General features: G+C 58.1%; 17 protein-coding genes. 12 read left to right on the forward strand and 5 right to left on the reverse strand.

The window, feature by feature from the left end; genetic code table 11:
- The 4 genes from SIC14_RS08890 to mdh form a co-directional block, all read right to left on the reverse strand.
- Window positions 1-2,961, reverse strand: a complete 2,961-nt coding sequence (locus SIC14_RS08890; RefSeq protein WP_412565467.1) for a 2-oxoglutarate dehydrogenase E1 component — start codon at window positions 2,959-2,961, stop codon at window positions 1-3.
- A gap of 140 nt (window positions 2,962-3,101) precedes the next feature.
- On the reverse strand, window positions 3,102-3,989 hold the full coding sequence (gene sucD, locus SIC14_RS08895; protein WP_412565468.1) for a succinate--CoA ligase subunit alpha: 888 nt from the start codon (window positions 3,987-3,989) through the stop codon (window positions 3,102-3,104).
- Between the two features lie 5 nt (window positions 3,990-3,994).
- Window positions 3,995-5,188, reverse strand: a complete 1,194-nt coding sequence (sucC, locus tag SIC14_RS08900; RefSeq protein ID WP_412565469.1) for an ADP-forming succinate--CoA ligase subunit beta — start codon at window positions 5,186-5,188, stop codon at window positions 3,995-3,997.
- Between the two features lie 339 nt (window positions 5,189-5,527).
- Complete coding sequence (mdh, locus tag SIC14_RS08905) at window positions 5,528-6,490, reverse strand: malate dehydrogenase (RefSeq protein ID WP_412565470.1); 963 nt, start codon at window positions 6,488-6,490, stop codon at window positions 5,528-5,530.
- 163 nt (window positions 6,491-6,653) lie between these two features.
- Here mdh and SIC14_RS08910 point away from each other — a divergent pair, with 163 nt between their 5' ends.
- On the forward strand, window positions 6,654-7,406 hold the full coding sequence (locus tag SIC14_RS08910; protein ID WP_412565471.1) for a sulfite exporter TauE/SafE family protein: 753 nt from the start codon (window positions 6,654-6,656) through the stop codon (window positions 7,404-7,406).
- Between the two features lie 3 nt (window positions 7,407-7,409).
- Here SIC14_RS08910 and SIC14_RS08915 read toward each other — a convergent pair whose 3' ends face one another.
- Window positions 7,410-7,721 carry a hypothetical protein gene (locus SIC14_RS08915; protein ID WP_412565472.1) on the reverse strand — a complete coding sequence of 104 codons (312 nt, stop codon included), beginning with the start codon at window positions 7,719-7,721 and terminating at the stop codon, window positions 7,410-7,412.
- Window positions 7,722-8,035: 314 nt separating this feature from the next.
- Here SIC14_RS08915 and SIC14_RS08920 point away from each other — a divergent pair, with 314 nt between their 5' ends.
- The 11 genes from SIC14_RS08920 (at window position 8,036) to SIC14_RS08970 (ending at window position 16,427) form a co-directional block, all read left to right on the forward strand.
- Window positions 8,036-8,893, forward strand: coding sequence for an HpcH/HpaI aldolase/citrate lyase family protein (locus tag SIC14_RS08920; protein ID WP_412565473.1), 858 nt, complete (start codon window positions 8,036-8,038; stop codon window positions 8,891-8,893).
- A 42-nt stretch (window positions 8,894-8,935) separates the two neighbouring features.
- Window positions 8,936-9,484 carry an NnrU family protein gene (locus SIC14_RS08925; RefSeq protein WP_412565474.1) on the forward strand — a complete coding sequence of 183 codons (549 nt, stop codon included), beginning with the start codon at window positions 8,936-8,938 and terminating at the stop codon, window positions 9,482-9,484.
- A gap of 3 nt (window positions 9,485-9,487) precedes the next feature.
- Complete coding sequence (locus SIC14_RS08930; RefSeq protein ID WP_412565475.1) at window positions 9,488-9,691, forward strand: DUF1737 domain-containing protein; 204 nt, start codon at window positions 9,488-9,490, stop codon at window positions 9,689-9,691.
- Window positions 9,692-9,693: 2 nt separating this feature from the next.
- Window positions 9,694-10,725 carry a MaoC family dehydratase gene (locus tag SIC14_RS08935; RefSeq protein ID WP_412565476.1) on the forward strand — a complete coding sequence of 344 codons (1,032 nt, stop codon included), beginning with the start codon at window positions 9,694-9,696 and terminating at the stop codon, window positions 10,723-10,725.
- Window positions 10,725-11,861, forward strand: a complete 1,137-nt coding sequence (locus SIC14_RS08940) for a M48 family metalloprotease (RefSeq protein WP_412565477.1) — start codon at window positions 10,725-10,727, stop codon at window positions 11,859-11,861. The genes SIC14_RS08935 and SIC14_RS08940 overlap by 1 nt, the downstream gene beginning before the upstream one ends.
- 231 nt (window positions 11,862-12,092) lie before the next feature.
- The gene (sdhC, locus tag SIC14_RS08945; RefSeq protein WP_412565478.1) at window positions 12,093-12,476 is read left to right on the forward strand and encodes a succinate dehydrogenase, cytochrome b556 subunit; all 384 of its coding nucleotides are present in this window, start codon (window positions 12,093-12,095) and stop codon (window positions 12,474-12,476) included.
- Window positions 12,477-12,488: 12 nt separating this feature from the next.
- The gene (gene sdhD, locus SIC14_RS08950) at window positions 12,489-12,860 is read left to right on the forward strand and encodes a succinate dehydrogenase, hydrophobic membrane anchor protein (protein ID WP_412565479.1); all 372 of its coding nucleotides are present in this window, start codon (window positions 12,489-12,491) and stop codon (window positions 12,858-12,860) included.
- An 11-nt stretch (window positions 12,861-12,871) separates the two neighbouring features.
- Window positions 12,872-14,677, forward strand: a complete 1,806-nt coding sequence (gene sdhA, locus SIC14_RS08955; protein WP_412565480.1) for a succinate dehydrogenase flavoprotein subunit — start codon at window positions 12,872-12,874, stop codon at window positions 14,675-14,677.
- Window positions 14,677-15,084, forward strand: coding sequence for a hypothetical protein (locus tag SIC14_RS08960; RefSeq protein ID WP_412565481.1), 408 nt, complete (start codon window positions 14,677-14,679; stop codon window positions 15,082-15,084). The genes sdhA and SIC14_RS08960 overlap by 1 nt, the downstream gene beginning before the upstream one ends.
- 113 nt (window positions 15,085-15,197) lie before the next feature.
- Window positions 15,198-15,980 (forward strand): succinate dehydrogenase iron-sulfur subunit, encoded by a 783-nt coding sequence (locus SIC14_RS08965; protein WP_412565482.1) that lies wholly within the window; start codon window positions 15,198-15,200, stop codon window positions 15,978-15,980.
- Between the two features lie 102 nt (window positions 15,981-16,082).
- Window positions 16,083-16,427, forward strand: coding sequence for a hypothetical protein (locus SIC14_RS08970; protein ID WP_412565483.1), 345 nt, complete (start codon window positions 16,083-16,085; stop codon window positions 16,425-16,427).
- Window positions 16,428-16,637 lie beyond the last annotated feature (210 nt).

Genomic DNA, 16,637 nt, shown 5'->3' on the forward strand with positions numbered 1-16,637 from the left:
TTATTTCCCTTCGATGGTCAGCGCTTCGTTCACGAGCGCGGCTTGTTGTGCTTTGTGCTGGCTGGCAAGACCGGTTGCGGGCGATGCCGAGGCGGCACGGCCGGCGTAGACCGGGCGGGTGTGTTTGGCTTTGATGCGGCTCAGGCACCATTCGATGTTGGGCTCAATGAAGGACCAGGCGCCCTGGTTCTTCGGCTCTTCCTGACACCAGACCATTTCAGCATTTTTGAAACGCTCCAACTCTTTGGTCAGAGCCATGGCCGGGAACGGGTAGAACTGTTCGACACGCAGCAGGTACACGTCGTCCAGACCGCGCGCGTCACGTTCTTCCAGCAGGTCGAAGTAGACCTTGCCCGAACACATAACGACACGTTTGATCTTGTCATCCGCCACCAGGTTGGTGTCCGAATTCCCCTTCTGAGCATCGTCCCACAGGACGCGGTGGAAGGAGGAGCCGGTGGTGAAATCTTCGGCCTCGGAAACGCAGAGCTTGTGACGCAGCAGCGATTTCGGGGTCATGAGCACCAGCGGCTTGCGGAAGGTCCGGTGCAGCTGGCGGCGCAGGATGTGGAAGTAGTTGGCCGGCGTGGTACAGTTGGCCACGATCCAGTTGTCGCCACCACACATCTGCAGGAAGCGTTCCAGGCGAGCTGAAGAGTGTTCCGGACCCTGGCCTTCAAAACCATGCGGCAGCATGCAGACCAGACCGGACATCCGCAGCCATTTCGATTCACCCGAAGAGATGAACTGATCGAACATGATCTGCGCGCCGTTGGCGAAGTCGCCGAACTGGGCTTCCCACATGGTCAGCGCATTGGGTTCCGCCAGCGAGTAGCCGTATTCGAAACCCAGAACCGCATATTCAGACAGGGCCGAGTCGATCACCTCGTAACGCGACTGACCTTCACGGATGTGGTTCAGCGGGAAGAAACGTTCCTCGGTCTGCTGGTTCACAATGCCGGAATGGCGCTGCGAGAAGGTGCCGCGGGTGGCGTCCTGACCGGACAGGCGAACCGGATAGCCCTCTGTCAGCAGCGAGCCAAAGGCCAGTGCCTCGGCAGTAGCCCAGTCAAAACCTTTGCCGCTGTCAAACATCTTGGCCTTGGCATCCAGAATACGGGCCACGGTTTTATGTGCCGGGAAACCTTCTGGCAGACGGCTGAGGGCGGTGCCCACTTCGGCCAGCGTTTCCGGTTTGATCGAGGTCTGACCGCGCTGGTAGTCCTCATCCTGCTTGTCCAGATGCGACCAGCGGCCATCCAGCCAGTCGGCCTTGTTTGGTTTGAACTCTTTGCCGGTCTCGAACTCTTCGTTCAGGTGCGCCTGGAAGGCGGCCTTCATGTCTTCGATCTCGCCTTCGGGGATCAGCCCGTCCTTGACCAGACGATCGGTGTACAGCTGCAGCGTGGTCTTATGCTTCTTGATGTTCTTGTACATGATCGGGTTGGTGAACATCGGCTCATCGCCTTCGTTGTGACCAAACCGGCGGTAGCAGAAGATGTCGAGCACCACGTCCTTGCGGAATTTCTGACGGAACTCGGTGGCAACGCGGGCGGCGTGTACCACGGCTTCGGGATCGTCGCCATTGACGTGGAAAATCGGCGCCTCAACCACCAGCGCGTTGTCGGTGGGATAGGGCGAAGAGCGTGAGAAGTGCGGCGCGGTGGTGAAGCCGATCTGGTTGTTCACCACGATGTGAATGGTGCCGCCGGTCTTGTGACCCCGCAGACCCGACAGGGCGAAACATTCCGCCACAACACCCTGACCGGCAAAGGCCGCGTCACCGTGCAGCAGGATCGGGATCACCGAAGTGCGTTCATCATCCTTCAGCTGGTCGGTTTTGGCGCGGGCTTTACCCAGAACCACCGGGTTCACCGCCTCAAGGTGCGACGGGTTGGCGGTCAGCGACAGGTGCACCGAGTTGCCATCAAATTCGCGGTCCGAAGAAGCACCGAGGTGGTATTTCACATCGCCCGAGCCGTCCACATCTTCGGGTTTGAAGCTGCCGCCCTGAAATTCATTGAAAATGGCGCGGTAAGGCTTGCGCATCACGTTGGCCAGGATGTTCAGGCGGCCACGGTGCGGCATACCGATCACAATTTCCTTAACGCCAAGGTTGCCGCCGCGTTTGATGATCTGCTCCATCGCCGGGATCAGCGCTTCGCCGCCGTCCAGGCCAAAGCGTTTGGTGCCCATGTATTTCACATGCAGGAACTTCTCAAAGCCCTCGGCCTCAACCAGCTTGTTGAGGATCGCTTTACGGCCCTCGCGGGTGAAGGTGATTTCCTTGTTGAAGCCTTCGATCCGCTCTTTCAGCCAAGAGGCTTCTTCGGGGTTCGAGATGTGCATGTACTGCAGTGCAAAAGTGCCGCAATAGGTGCGTTTCACGATGTCCATGATCTGACGCAGCGAGGCAATCTGCAGCCCCAGCACGTTGTCGATGAAGATCGGGCGATCCAGATCAGCGTCGGTGAAGCCGTAGGATTTGTAATCCAACTCAGGATGCGGGGTCTGGTCGCGCATGCCCAGCGGGTCGATATCCGCGATCAGGTGGCCCCGGATCCGGTAGGCGCGAATGATCATCAGGGCGCGGATCGAATCCAGCACAGCGCGTTTGATCGCTTCATCAGAGACTTCGACGCCCTTTTCGGCGGCTTTCTCTTTGATCTTCTTGCCGGCGCCCTTGGCTTCGGGGGCGGCGGGCCACTGGCCGTCTAATGCGGCGGTCAGATCGTCGTTGGGCTGCGGCGGCCAGTCAGAGCGCGCCCAGCTGGGGCCTTCGGCCTCGGCCTTCACGTCCAGCTCAGCATCACCCAGCTGGCTGAAAAACTCCTGCCAGGAGGCGTCAACCGCGTTGGGGTCTGACGCATAGCGGGCGTACATCTGTTCCAGATATTCCGCATTGTGCCCCTGCATGAAAGAGGAGGCATGGAAAAGGTCGTTGGGGCTTTGATCGTTCATTTTTGCGTTCCTTGTGTCCGACCTGAAGCAACAGGAGAGAGACCCGAGAGTTACGGTTCCGGCCTCTGCCGCCTTGCTCCGAGGGGTGGCGGGAGATGGGAATGAGGGCGGGGTTCATTAAAACCCCGCCCCAATTCTGATTAACCCAGTTCGATAGCCTTCTGAACGGCCTCACCCAGGGTTGCGGGGCTGTCTGCAACAACGATGCCAGCCGATTTCATGGCTTCGATCTTGTCTTCTGCACCACCTTTGCCGCCGGCAACGATTGCGCCTGCGTGGCCCATGCGGCGGCCCGGAGGCGCCGTGCGGCCAGCGATGAAGCCAGCAGTCGGTTTCCAACGGCCTTTTTTCTTTTGTTCCGCCAGGAACTCAGCCGCTTCTTCTTCTGCCGAACCACCGATCTCACCGATCATGATGATCGAGGTGGTTTCATCATCGTCCAGGAACATGTCCAAGACGTCGATGTGCTCGGTGCCCTTGATCGGGTCGCCACCGATACCAACGGCGGTCGACTGGCCCAGACCGATGTCCGAAGTCTGTTTCACAGCTTCATAGGTCAGGGTGCCGGAACGGGACACAACGCCAACCGAACCCCGGTTGTGGATGTGGCCGGGCATGATGCCGATCTTACAGGCGCCGGGGGTGATCAGACCGGGGCAGTTCGGGCCGATCAGGCGGCTGGAGCTGTCTTCCAGCGCACGCTTCACGCGCATCATGTCCAGCACCGGGATGCCTTCGGTAATGCAGACGATCAGTTCCATTTCCGCGTCAATCGCTTCCAGGATCGAGTCGGCCGCGAAGGGCGGCGGCACATAGATCACCGAGGCGTTGGCTTCAGTTTTGGCCTTGGCTTCATGCACCGAGTTGAACACGGGCAGACCAAGGTGGTCCATGCCACCTTTGCCGGGGGTCACACCGCCAACCATTTTGGTGCCGTATGCGATCGCCTGTTCCGAATGGAAGGTCCCCTGCGAGCCGGTGAAGCCCTGACAGATGACCTTGGTGTTTTCATCTACGAGAATTGCCATAGGTCTTAACCTTTCACCGCTTTAACGATCTTTTCGGCGCCGTCGGACAGGTTGTCCGCCGCGATCACATCCAGACCCGAGTTGTTGATGATGTCTTTGCCAGCTTCCACGTTGGTGCCTTCGAGGCGCACAACCAGCGGCACTTCCAGACCAACTTCTTTCACCGCGGCAACCACACCTTCTGCGATCACGTCACAGCGCATGATGCCACCGAAGATGTTCACCAGGATGCCTTTGACGTTTTTGTCAGAGGTGATGATCTTGAAGGCTTCGGTCACTTTCTCTTTGGTGGCGCCGCCACCAACGTCGAGGAAGTTTGCAGGCTCCGCACCGTAGAGTTTGATGATGTCCATGGTGGCCATCGCCAGACCAGCACCGTTCACCATGCAGCCGATTTCACCGTCCAGAGCGATGTAGTTCAGGTCGTATTTCGACGCTTCCAGCTCTTTGGGGTCTTCTTCGGTCTCATCGCGCAGGGCCGCGACATCGGCGTGGCGGTAAACCGCGTTGCCGTCAAAGCCCAGTTTCGCGTCCAGAACCTTCAGCTCGTTGCCGGGCATGACGATCAGCGGGTTGATTTCCAGCATCTCCATGTCCTTCTCGGTGAAGGCTTGGTACAGCTGGCTCATCAGCTTAACGCACTGCTTAACCGCGGTGCCTTCCAGGCCCAGAGCAAAGGCGATGCGGCGGCCGTGGTAGGGCTGGTAGCCAGTGGCCGGATCAACCGAGAAGCTCAGGATCTTCTCAGGGGTTGCTTCGGCAACCTCTTCGATGTCCATGCCGCCTTCGGTCGAGCATACAAACGAAATGCGCGAGGTCTGACGGTCTACCAGCAGAGCCAAATACAGCTCACGCTCGATGTCCGAGCCATCTTCGATGTAGATGCGGTTGACCTGTTTGCCCGCTTCGCCGGTCTGGTGGGTCACCAGAGTGCGGCCAAGCATTTTCTTGGCTTCTTCAGCCGCTTCTTCCACCGACTTGGCAAGACGAACACCGCCTTTTTCGCCGGCGTCCGCTTCTTTGAAGGAGCCTTTGCCGCGCCCACCTGCGTGGATCTGCGCCTTGACCACCCACAGCGGGCCGTCGAGTTCGCCTGCGGCGGTTTTTGCATCCTCGGCCTTCAGGACTACACGTCCATCAGAAACCGGGGCGCCGTATTCGCGAAGCAGTGCTTTCGCCTGATACTCATGAATGTTCATGAACCTATCCCGTCTTGCTACGATCAGACTCGGTATACGCACAGGGTTGCCAAGAATTTAAACGCTTTTTGACAAATAAGCGGGATTTTTGGTGATTTTTCGACATTTGTGATCACACGTTTTGAAAGTGTGATCACAAAACTTGAGGCGTGGCGGATTGCCGCGATTCGACTCTTCTACGACAAAAGTTATCCACAGGTTTAGCTCTGTGACGAATTTGTCGAAGGCCTTTAAAACTTGGTCAAAATTGTTAGCGCCCAAAATCCGCGCGCTTCAAATGGGGAAAATGCAAAGGGACGCCCCGCAAGGCGTCCCTTCCAATGTCTCTGCTGAAACCGCTTAGGACAGCGAGGGGTCGATGCCTTTGCAGGCCTCAACCAGACCCTGAACAGCCTTGACCGAAGTGTCGAACATGTCCTGCTCTTCTTTGTTGAGCTTGATGTTGACGATACGCTCAACACCGCCGGCGCCGATCACAGTCGGAACACCCACGTACATGCCTTTCAGACCCAGGTCGCCGTCACAGTAGGCGGCGCAGGGCAGAACGCGCTTCTGGTCTTTCAGGTAGGCTTCGGCCATTTCAATCGCCGAGGTGGCGGGCGCGTAGAACGCCGAACCGGTTTTCAGCAGGCCAACAATCTCGGCACCGCCATCACGGGTGCGCTGTACGATTGCGTCCATTTTTTCCTGCGTGGTCCAGCCCATTTCAACAAGATCCGGCAGCGGGATACCGGCAACGGTGGAATAGCGCACCGAAGGCACCATGGTGTCGCCGTGGCCACCCAGTACAAAGGCGGTGACGTCTTTCATCGACACGTCAAACTCTTCCGCCAGGAAGTGACGGAAACGGGCGGAGTCCAGAACACCGGCCATGCCGCAGACTTTGGCGTGGGGCAGGCCCGAGAATTCGCGCAGCGCCCAAACCATGGCGTCCAGCGGGTTGGTGATGCAGATCACAAAAGCGTCCGGGGCGTTGTCACGGATGCCTTCGCCAACCGACTTCATAACCTTCAGGTTGATGCCCAGCAGGTCGTCGCGGCTCATGCCGGGTTTGCGCGGCACACCAGCGGTGACGATGCAAACGTCGGCGCCTGCGATGTCGGCGTAATCCTGGGTGCCTTTCAGCTTGGCGTCGAAACCTTCCGAGGGGCCCGATTCCGCGATGTCGAGGGCTTTGCCTTCGGGGGTGCCTTCTGCGATGTCGAACAGTACGACGTCGCCGAGTTCTTTCAGGGCTGCGAGGTGCGCAAGGGTGCCACCGATCTGTCCAGCGCCGATGAGGGCGATCTTGGGTCTGGCCATGGAATTCTACTCCGGTCCGTTTTGAAATCGCGCATGGGGTAATCTGTTCCGGCCCGCCGTGCAAGTGTGCTGCGATGCGGCACGTGCCGCATTGTGTCTGTTCTGTGACGTTTTTTGCTGATAAATCAGGGTCGGTAGCGCTAACGGGGTGGGGATTCGGAAAATGACATTGGATTGGGGAATGCTGGCGATTGCCGCGCCGGCGGTGCTTTTTGCGGGCATTTCAAAAGGTGGTTTCGGATCCGGCGCCGCTTTCGCCTCTGCCGCGATTCTGGCGCTGGTGCTGGAGCCGGGGCAGGCTTTGGGCATCATGTTGCCGCTTCTTATGTTGGTCGATGTGGCCACCTTGAAACCCTATTGGGGGCGCTGGTCCTGGCCGGATGCCAAAGTCTTGATCCTAGGCTCGTTGCCGGGTGTGGCGCTTGGGGCATGGCTGTACCAGATTGCCGATGCGGATGTGTTCCGCGTTTTGATCGGGGTTATTTCACTGGCATTTGTGGCCTGGCAAATGAGCTTGAAGGCCAAGCTGATCCCACAGCCGAAACGCGCCATGCCCGCCTGGGGCGGAGCGATTGCAGGCTGCGTTGCCGGGTTCACCAGCTTTGTCAGCCATGCAGGTGGGCCGCCCGCGGCGGTATACCTGCTGTCGCGCGGATTGGGCAAAACCCCGTTTCAGGGCACCACCGTCATCACCTTCTGGGCGATCAACATCGCCAAAGCGGTGCCATATGCCTTTCTTGGCATTTTTACTGCACAGACGCTGCTGATCGATCTGGTACTTGCGCCGGTGGCTCTGATTGGGGCCTGGATCGGGGTGAAACTGCACTTTGCCGTGCCTGAGCGTCTGTTTTTCCTGCTGACCTATGTGATGTTGGTGCTGACAGGGGCCAAGCTGATCTGGGACGGCCTGACCTGACCCTCATGCGTCTGATCCCGCGGTCGGCACCATTTCGTCCAGCGCTTCAAACGCCTGACCGCTGGCCATCAGGCAGGTCATGCCGGAGGGCAGGGTCACTGTGATGGTCCAACTACCGGTTTCGGGTGAGGCAAAAACCTCGATCACCGAATTGTCGTTGCCAAGCCCGATGGACTGGCGCGCTTCGCCATAGTCACTTGCCAGTTTTTCAACCACGGCCGCGCGTGGCGCACAGGCAGCGGGCTGCTGGGCGAGGGTTTCGGTTGCGGCTGCCGCAGGGATGAGCAGCGCCCATGCAAAATGCATCGGTTTCATCGTCTCTTCCTTCTTGCTAGGGGAGGGCGCTTCTGCGGCCCGGTCCCGACCCAATGGCTGGGTCTTTGCTGGTCACGTCAGCGTTTCTGACGCCGGTTGCGGACATTCTTTGCCAAATCGGGCCTCCCATTGGCCTGTGTGATCCGTTGCCAAACAGACTGCCCAAGAGAATTGAAAATGGCGTTAACGTACCGTTCTGCGCCCCGCTTGGTGGCCTTGGTCTTTACGTATTTCTGCGATGCGGCGAAATTTGACTTGAAGTTTTAATCCGATTTTGACCATGTTGGCGCAAGATTCTTGCGAGGAGATTGCAAATGGACATGGCCGCCCGCCCTTATCGTTCCTTACTTTACATCCCGGGGTCCAAGGACCGCGCGCTGGAAAAGGCCCGTGGCCTGCCGGTGGATGCGATCATCTTTGACCTAGAGGATGCAGTGGCGCCCGACGCCAAAGAGGGTGCGCGCGATACGCTGAAGGCAGCGCTCGCCGAAGGCGGTTATGGCAATCGCGCCAAGATCGTGCGGATCAACGGGCTCGACAGCCAATGGGGCAAAGGCGATGTGGAGGCGCTGCGCGACGCCGAAGCTGATGCCTTTCTGTTGCCCAAGGTAAACACGGCCGCAGATGTTCAGGCGCTGGCGGACCTTCTGGGCAACGACACACCGATCTGGGCAATGATTGAAACGCCGTTGGGGGTGCTGAATGCCTTGGAAATTGCGGCCCACCCGCAGTTGCAGGGATTTGTGGCTGGCACCAATGATCTGGCGAAGGAACTGAACTGCCGCTACCGCGCCGATCGCCTGCCGATGCAGATGGCGCTGCAGACCATGTTGCTGGCCGCCCGCGCTCATGGCGTTGTGGCCGTCGATGGTGTCTACAACCAGTTCAAGGATGACGAAGGCCTGAAGGCAGAATGTGAACAGGGTCGCGATTTGGGTTTTGACGGCAAAACCTTGATCCACCCGGCGCAGGTGGCTGTGACCAACGCGGCCTTTGCACCTTCCGAGGCCGAGGTCGATCTGGCCCAACGTCAGATCGCCGCCTTTGAGGAAAGTGAGGCGGCGGGGCAGGGCGTTGCCGTGGTGGACGGTAAAATTGTTGAGAACTTGCACGTGGAAACCGCGAAAAAGACCCTCGCCAAAGCGGCGGCTATTGCCGAACTGGTCGAATAAGACTTAGCTGCGCCCAGATACCCACACTATTTGGAGGCATCCATGATCTGGCTCATTCTGGGCGTGTTGCTGTGGAGCAGCGCGCATCTTTTCAAACGACTGGCCCCGGAGGCCCGCGCCAATATGGGCGACAAGGGCAAGGGGCTGGTGGCATTGGCGCTGCTGGTTTCTGTTGTGCTGATGGTGATCGGCTACCGCGCGGCGGACTATATAGCCGTTTACGAACCGCCCTATTTCCTGCGTCACCTCAACAACCTGTTGATGCTGTTTGCGCTTTACTTCACCAGCCCCGGTCCCAGCAAAGGCGCGCTGTTTTACAAGATGCGGCACCCGATGTTGACCGGCTTCAAAATCTGGGCGGCGGCGCACCTGCTGGTCAACGGCGATCTGGCCTCTTTGATCCTGTTTGGCGGGTTGCTGGCCTGGGCAGTCATCGAGGTCATCACCATCAATAAGTCCGAACCGGACTGGCGGCCAAACGAAAAAGGCCCCATCGCCAAAGACGCTATGTTCTTTGTCGCCTCAATCGTTCTATTGGGTGTGATCGGCTATATCCATGGCCTGATCGGACCATCACCATTTCCGGGGTAAGACATGAAACTCTATCGACTGCTGACCGAAGACGACACTTCGGCCTTCTGCCACAAAGTCACCGACGCGCTGAACAAAGGCTGGGAGCTGCACGGCGATCCCACATATGCCTTTGATGCGGCAAACGGGGTGATGCGTTGCGGGCAGGCCGTGGTGAAAGAGGTCGAAGGCACCTACACACCTGACACCAAGCTTGGAGCGCACTAACCATGGCAAAGACCAATGCAGGCCGCTTTTTTGAGGATTACAAACTGGGCGATGTGATCGTCCACGCTGTGCCGCGCACTGTCGCGGAAGGGGAGCGGGCGCTGTATCACGCGCTCTATCCGGCGCGTCATGCGCTTTATTCCTCGGATGAATTCGCGCGGGACTGCGGTCTTGAAGGCAGCCCGATCGATGATCTGGCGGCGTTCCATGTGGTGTTTGGCAAAACCGTGCCGGATGTCTCGTTGAACGCCGTTGCAAACCTTGGCTACGCCGAAGGGCGTTGGGTGAAACCGGTCTTTCCCGGCGACACCCTGCGTTCGGTGTCCGAGGTGATCGGGCTGAAACAGAACTCCAACGGCAAATCCGGTGTGGTCTGGGTCTATACCCGTGGCTTCAACCAGATCGGCGAGGTGGTTCTGGAATATGTGCGCTGGGTCATGGTCCGCAAGAAGGATCTAGAGGCCCCGGCGCCAGAAACGGTTATCCCCGAACTGCGATCGGTGATCCCGGCGGAGGATCTGCTGATCCCCGAAGGGCTGGACTTCAGCAACTATGATTTTGATCAGTCGGGAGATCCCCATCGCTGGGGCGACTATGGCGTGGGTGAGAAGATCGACCACGTTGATGGTGTCACCATCGAGGAAGCCGAACATATGATGGCGACCCGCCTGTGGCAGAATACGGCCAAGGTGCATTTTGATGCCACATTCCGTCCCGACGGGCAGCGGCTGATCTATGGCGGGCATGTGATCTCAATGGCGCGGGCGCTGTCGTTCAACGGGCTGGCCAATGCGCAGATGATTGTTGGCCTCAATGGGGGCGCCCATGCAAACCCCTGTTTTGCGGGCGATACTGTGAAAGCCTGGACCGAAGTTCTGGACAAAGCGGAAACCCCAGCGCCCGGCGTTGGAGCAATCCGCCTGCGGCTGGTGGCCACCAAAGGCGGCGCACCGTTCGAGTTGAAGGGCGAAGATGGCAAATACAATCCTGAGGTCTTGCTTGATCTCGATTATTGGGCATTGATGCCCATGTAATGATTGAAAAACAGATTCAGAAACTCAACCAAAAGGTCGGAGAGGCCATTTACCTATCTGCCCTGAAAGACATCGCCTCTGGCCGGACGGGATCCGCGCGGCCCGGGGCACTCTTGTGGACGCTTAGCGCCCTAGTGGTGGCCAGCCCCTTTGTGCTTGCCATCTTAGGACTGGTGTTCCTGCTTCTTGACTTCCCCAACTTGATAACGATCGTCCTCGGAGTTGTGTTCCTTGGGCTTGGCTGGATGTTGCGACCACGTAAAAACCAGATGCCTGAGGGGGCGATTGATCGCAAAACGCTGCCGGAAACCTTTGCCTTGTTGGATGCGATCTCTGCCCATCTGGGGGCACCCAAGGTTTCGAAAGTGGTGCTGAACAGCGAATTCAACGCATTCGCGACGGAGGTCCGGCAAGACACTGTTGTGGGCATTGGCGCTATGCTGTGGCTGGGCATGTCCCCAGAGCAGCGTCTGGCAGTGTTGGGGCACGAGCTTGGGCATCTGGCCAATCGTGATGTCCGCCGTATGTCGCTGCCACACAGGGCGCTGATAGTATTGGAAGCCTGGCACGATCTCGTGTCTCGAGACCACTACGTTGATGAATACACCGGTACGGTTGAGCGGGAAAGCCACGGTCTGATGGCTGATCTGTTCTCAGGCGTCCTGGGGGGCGCAGTCGAAGCGCTGATGCTGCTGATCCTGAAGCTGCATTTCGCCGAAGCGCAGAAAGCCGAATATTTGGCTGACGTCAGCGCAGTAAAGGTTGCCGGGCAGGGGGCAAATAGCAGCGCATTCGATCGCTTTTTACGGTTTGAGGCGTCTGAAGCCAAACGGTCCGGCATTCTGCCACGCAAAGACGAAACGGGCTTTGCTTTTTTGAACCGGCTTGCGGCGACCGTTGACCAGCTGTCCGAGCAAGAGGCGACGCGGGCCCTGACCAAACATCACGCGGAAAAGCTCAGCCTTGATACCACACACCCGCCAACAGCCTATCGCCAAGCCTTTGTAAACGGCTTGCCGGAAGCGTTGGTAGGTGTGCCGCTGACCTTTGAAAACTGGGCTGCCGTCGATGCGGAGTTGCAGGGGCACTTCAACAAGATCGGTGAACGCGAAATCGTCGCCAATGAGGTGCAGTGACGGGACATACCCCCGCCATTTGCCATGCTGCAGGGCAGAATCAGGGTAGATTTCCGACTAATTAACTCAGAATATGTTTTGTGATCACGCGTCGCTATCGTGTGATCACAAACTGCCTAAAACACGAAAATTTCTAAAAGTTTAGCGCAACCGCGACGTCCCTACGTCGTGACATACTTGTAAAATCGGTTATGAAAGTAACCAAGCAAGGGAACCCTGAAAGGATCTGATATGGCTGATGTGAAACGGGTCGAACGCCCTCTTTCCCCGCACATTCAAATCTATCGTCCCCAGCTGACCTCCATTACGTCCATCCTGACACGTATCACCGGCAACGCGCTGGTGGTCACCGCTTTCCTGGTTGTCTGGTGGCTGTTGGCGGCGGCAACGGGCGAAGAATATTACGCAACGGCCAACGCCGTTTTGACCTCCTGGTTTGGTGATCTGGTCTTCAGCCTTTCGGCGCTGGGCATGTGGTATCACTACCTCGCAGGTCTGCGTCACCTCTATTTTGATGCGGGCAAGGGCCTCGACATCCCAACCGCTGAAAAGCTGGGCTGGGCCTGTCTGATCGGCTCGGTTGTGCTGACCGTCATCACCATCATCCTTGTATAACGGAGCAACAAGATGCGTTATCTGACCGCCCGTAAACGCGCCGAGGGCAAAGGCGCCTCCCACACCGGGACCGATCACCACTGGTATATGACTGTCAGCGCCGTTGGCCTGGCAGTGATGATGCCCGTTTTCATGTATATCTTCGGCTCTGCACTGGGCAGTTCGCATGAAGAGGTCCTAGCGACCTTCTCGCGTCCGTTCCCGACTGTTGTGACCGGTCTGGTCCTGATGATCGGGATGCGTCACTTCGCCAAAGGGGCGCAGATGATGATCGAAGACTACGCCCACGGCACCACCCGCAAGCTGGCAATCATGTTCGTGATCGGCCTGTCCTACGCACTGACCGCCTTTGGTCTGTTCGCGTTGGCCAAGATCGCGCTGTAAGGAAAAGAACAATGGCAGCATACGAATACGAAACCCACGATTATGACGTGGTTGTTGTTGGCGCCGGTGGCGCTGGCCTGCGTGCAACGCTGGGCATGGCCGAACAGGGCCTGCGCACCGCTTGTGTGACCAAAGTGTTCCCAACCCGCTCGCACACCGTTGCGGCACAGGGCGGCATCGCCGCTTCCTTGGGCAACATGGGCCCGGACAGCTGGCAGTGGCACATGTATGACACGGTGAAAGGCTCGGACTGGCTGGGCGACACCGACGCGATGGAATATCTGGCGCGCGAAGCCCCCAAGGCGGTTTACGAGCTGGAGCACTACGGCGTGCCTTTCTCGCGCACCGAAGAGGGCAAGATCTACCAGCGTCCCTTCGGCGGCCACACCACCGAATTTGGCGAAGGCCCGCCCGTACAGCGGACCTGTGCTGCGGCAGACCGGACCGGTCACGCGATCCTGCATACGCTCTACGGTCAGTCGCTGAAGAACAACGCGGAATTCTACATCGAATATTTCGCCATCGACCTGATCATGTCCGAAGACGGCCAGTGTCAGGGCGTTGTCTGCTGGAAGCTGGATGACGGCACCATGCATGTCTTCAACGCTAAAATGGTGGTGTTGGCGACGGGCGGCTATGGCCGTGCCTATTTCTCGGCAACCTCGGCACATACCTGCACCGGTGACGGTGGCGGTATGGTGGCCCGTGCCGGTCTGGCGCTGCAGGATATGGAATTTGTTCAGTTCCACCCAACCGGCATCTACGGTTCAGGCTGTCTGATCACCGAAGGTGCACGTGGGGAAGGCGGCTATCTGACCAACTCCGAAGGTGAACGCTTCATGGAGCGCTATGCGCCGAACTACAAAGACCTGGCGCCGCGTGACTATGTTTCGCGCTCCATGACCATGGAGATCCGCGAAGGCCGTGGGGTTGGTGAACATGGCGATCACATCCACCTGAACCTCAGCCACCTGCCGCCTGAGGCACTGGCGGAACGTTTGCCGGGGATTTCGGAATCGGCCAAGATCTTTGCCGGTGTGGACGTGACCAAGGAACCGATCCCGGTTCTGCCGACGGTGCACTACAACATGGGCGGTATCCCGACCAACTACTGGGGCGAAGTGCTGAACCCGACCCAAGACGATCCCACAGCAGTTGTGCCGGGTCTGATGGCTGCGGGCGAAGCGGGCTGTGCCTCGGTGCATGGCGCGAACCGTCTGGGTTCGAACTCGTTGATCGACCTTGTGGTCTTTGGCCGCGCGGCCTCGATCCGTGCCGGTCAGGTGGTCGACAAGGACGCGCCGAACCCAACGCTGAACCAGGCGTCGGTTGATAAGGCGTTTGAACGTTTCGACACGCTGCGCAATGCAAGTGGCGGCATCCCGACCGCAGATCTGCGTCTGGAAATGCAGAAGACCATGCAGTCTGATGCGGCCGTATTCCGGACCGACAAGACCCTGAAAGAGGGTGTTGAAAAGATGACCGCCATCGCGGGCAAGATGGGCGACCTGAAGGTCACCGATCGTTCGCTGGTGTGGAACTCGGATCTGATGGAAACGCTGGAGCTGGACAACCTGATGCCCAACGCCCTGGCCACCATCGTGGGTGCGGAAGCCCGTAAGGAGAGCCGTGGTGCCCATGCGCACGAAGACTACTCCGAGCGTGACGATGAGAACTGGCGGGTCCACACCGTGGCCCATGTTGAGGGCGCCAAAGTGGATCTCAGCTTCCGTCCGGTGATCACCGATCCGCTGACCACCGAAGACGAAGGCGGCATCAGCCTGAAGACCATCGCGCCGAAGGCACGGACCTTCTGATGCAGTTGGTGCGCAACATTGCTCTCTGTTGCCTTGCTGGCGCGATGCTTTTGGGATGTACCCAAAAGCCCTTGGTCAGCAAGGAACAAGGAGATGCGATTGCGCGCCAATGTGTCGAAGAAACCATGGCTCCAGGGATGTACTCGATCAGCCCTGCAAGGGTGTCCTCCAATCCGGAAAAGGCGCTGCCACGCGTCCGGCACTTTCGTAAGTTTGGGGGAACACAAGAGGGGGAAGATGCGGTGAATTCTTGTATTCGCCGCACCCTCTTGCCCAATGGGGAACCGCAGGCTCTGCCTACAGGGGTGCGCTATTCCAGCCAGCAGGTGAGTACCTACAATCCAATGGCCGGGTGCACCGCCAACTCTTCGGTGCTGCAGGGTGGTTCCAGCTACTGTGTGAAGTAGCGAATTGATTTCGGCCCCGCCTTTGGGCGTGGCCACTGACAACAAGGGCGATGCGCCCAAAGCAATGAGAACGGTGCCGGGGCGACCCGCACAAACAAGTAGGAGAAGCGAATATGGTCCAGCTGACGCTCCCCAAGAACTCCAAGGTTAAGGTTGGTAAGACCTGGCCGAAGCCGACCGGTGCCAGCAATGTCCGCAAGTTCCAGATCTACCGCTGGAATCCGGATGATGGCGAAAACCCGCGGGTGGATACCTATTTTGTCGACATGGACAAATGTGGTCCGATGATCCTTGATGCGCTCATCAAGATTAAAAACGAGATCGACCCGACCCTGACCTTCCGCCGTTCCTGCCGCGAAGGCATCTGTGGCTCCTGCGCGATGAACATCGACGGGATCAACACGCTCGCCTGTATCTACGGCATGGATGAGGTGAAGAACAACGTGGTGAAAATCTACCCGCTGCCGCATATGCCGGTGGTGAAGGATCTGATCCCCGATCTGACCCACTTCTACGCCCAGCATGCCTCGATCATGCCGTGGCTGGAAACCAAGACCAATCGTCCGGCAAAAGAGTGGAAGCAGTCGATTGAAGACCGCAAGAAGCTGGATGGCCTTTATGAGTGCGTCATGTGCGCCAGCTGCTCGACGTCTTGCCCCAGCTACTGGTGGAACGGCGACAAATACCTCGGCCCGGCCGCCCTGCTGCACGCCTACCGCTGGATCATTGACAGCCGTGATGAGGCCACCGGTGAGCGTTTGGACGATCTGGAAGATCCGTTCAAACTCTACCGCTGCCACACCATCATGAACTGCGCCAAAACCTGCCCCAAAGGTCTGAACCCGGCGCAGGCAATCGCCGAAATCAAACGGATGCAGATCAACCGCGTGGTGTGATCGTTACGTCTCGACAATACAGAAGGCCCGCCGGTTTGGCGGGCCCTTTTTTTGTTTAGGCGATGGGTGTTCAGGTTGCGTTTTGTGGTGTATGTGCAATCCATGGATGGACTGCACCCAAAATCCGAGATTAGCGGTACTTGTTGGATCGAGTTCAATATTGGCGGTACGCCAGATTTTTATGTCCACTGGCTAGATACATCTCTCTACGCGTCGCTGAAAAATATGGGTCGTGTTTACGCGGTATTCTCTCTCTGTATCGAGGGGTTCAGCCTCTACGGGCCACTCTTCCTTGACCAAGAAAAGCTCACGCAACTATGCAGCATGCTGGATGGTTTTGCGTCCACAACAGCCAGCGTTCCAGCAGGAAAATTTGCGCAGGAGCTAGAAGCATTTTTGAGAAGTTGCAATGAAAGAGCCGACCCTGTTTGGATGTTGGGGGTTTAACGATCAAGAGCAGGGGGAGCCCGTTTCTATTGCTGCGAAGTGTCGGGCAAAATGGTAACAATGAAACGGGCGTAGCGGAAATTATCTAGGCGCAATTCTGTCCCAATAATGGTCCATTACCTTTTCAGTTCCCAATTCCCTTCCCCAAGGTCAAACATGCAAATACTGCATGGCAGCATTTCTGCATTGGCGGGTGTCCACGCGGCATGC

Origin of the sequence: Thalassobius sp. MITS945101 (assembly GCF_047123305.1) — a bacterium.
In the GTDB taxonomy this organism is placed as follows: Bacteria; Pseudomonadota; Alphaproteobacteria; order Rhodobacterales; family Rhodobacteraceae; genus Thalassobius.

What these genes read in the sequence shown, in the direction of transcription:
- SIC14_RS08930 (WP_412565475.1), top strand. Translation starts at nt 9,488, where the DNA reads ATGAAACTCTATCGACTGCTGACCGAAGACGACACTTCGGCCTTCTGC.
- SIC14_RS08890 (WP_412565467.1), bottom strand. Translation starts at nt 2,961, where the DNA reads ATGAACGATCAAAGCCCCAACGACCTTTTCCATGCCTCCTCTTTCATG.
- sucC (WP_412565469.1), bottom strand. Translation starts at nt 5,188, where the DNA reads ATGAACATTCATGAGTATCAGGCGAAAGCACTGCTTCGCGAATACGGC.
- SIC14_RS08910 (WP_412565471.1), top strand. Translation starts at nt 6,654, where the DNA reads ATGACATTGGATTGGGGAATGCTGGCGATTGCCGCGCCGGCGGTGCTT.
- SIC14_RS08960 (WP_412565481.1), top strand. Translation starts at nt 14,677, where the DNA reads ATGCAGTTGGTGCGCAACATTGCTCTCTGTTGCCTTGCTGGCGCGATG.
- sdhC (WP_412565478.1), top strand. Translation starts at nt 12,093, where the DNA reads ATGGCTGATGTGAAACGGGTCGAACGCCCTCTTTCCCCGCACATTCAA.
- SIC14_RS08920 (WP_412565473.1), top strand. Translation starts at nt 8,036, where the DNA reads ATGGACATGGCCGCCCGCCCTTATCGTTCCTTACTTTACATCCCGGGG.
- SIC14_RS08970 (WP_412565483.1), top strand. Translation starts at nt 16,083, where the DNA reads ATGGATGGACTGCACCCAAAATCCGAGATTAGCGGTACTTGTTGGATC.
- SIC14_RS08935 (WP_412565476.1), top strand. Translation starts at nt 9,694, where the DNA reads ATGGCAAAGACCAATGCAGGCCGCTTTTTTGAGGATTACAAACTGGGC.
- sdhA (WP_412565480.1), top strand. Translation starts at nt 12,872, where the DNA reads ATGGCAGCATACGAATACGAAACCCACGATTATGACGTGGTTGTTGTT.
- SIC14_RS08925 (WP_412565474.1), top strand. Translation starts at nt 8,936, where the DNA reads ATGATCTGGCTCATTCTGGGCGTGTTGCTGTGGAGCAGCGCGCATCTT.
- SIC14_RS08915 (WP_412565472.1), bottom strand. Translation starts at nt 7,721, where the DNA reads ATGAAACCGATGCATTTTGCATGGGCGCTGCTCATCCCTGCGGCAGCC.
- sdhD (WP_412565479.1), top strand. Translation starts at nt 12,489, where the DNA reads ATGCGTTATCTGACCGCCCGTAAACGCGCCGAGGGCAAAGGCGCCTCC.
- SIC14_RS08965 (WP_412565482.1), top strand. Translation starts at nt 15,198, where the DNA reads ATGGTCCAGCTGACGCTCCCCAAGAACTCCAAGGTTAAGGTTGGTAAG.
- sucD (WP_412565468.1), bottom strand. Translation starts at nt 3,989, where the DNA reads ATGGCAATTCTCGTAGATGAAAACACCAAGGTCATCTGTCAGGGCTTC.
- mdh (WP_412565470.1), bottom strand. Translation starts at nt 6,490, where the DNA reads ATGGCCAGACCCAAGATCGCCCTCATCGGCGCTGGACAGATCGGTGGC.
- SIC14_RS08940 (WP_412565477.1), top strand. Translation starts at nt 10,725, where the DNA reads ATGATTGAAAAACAGATTCAGAAACTCAACCAAAAGGTCGGAGAGGCC.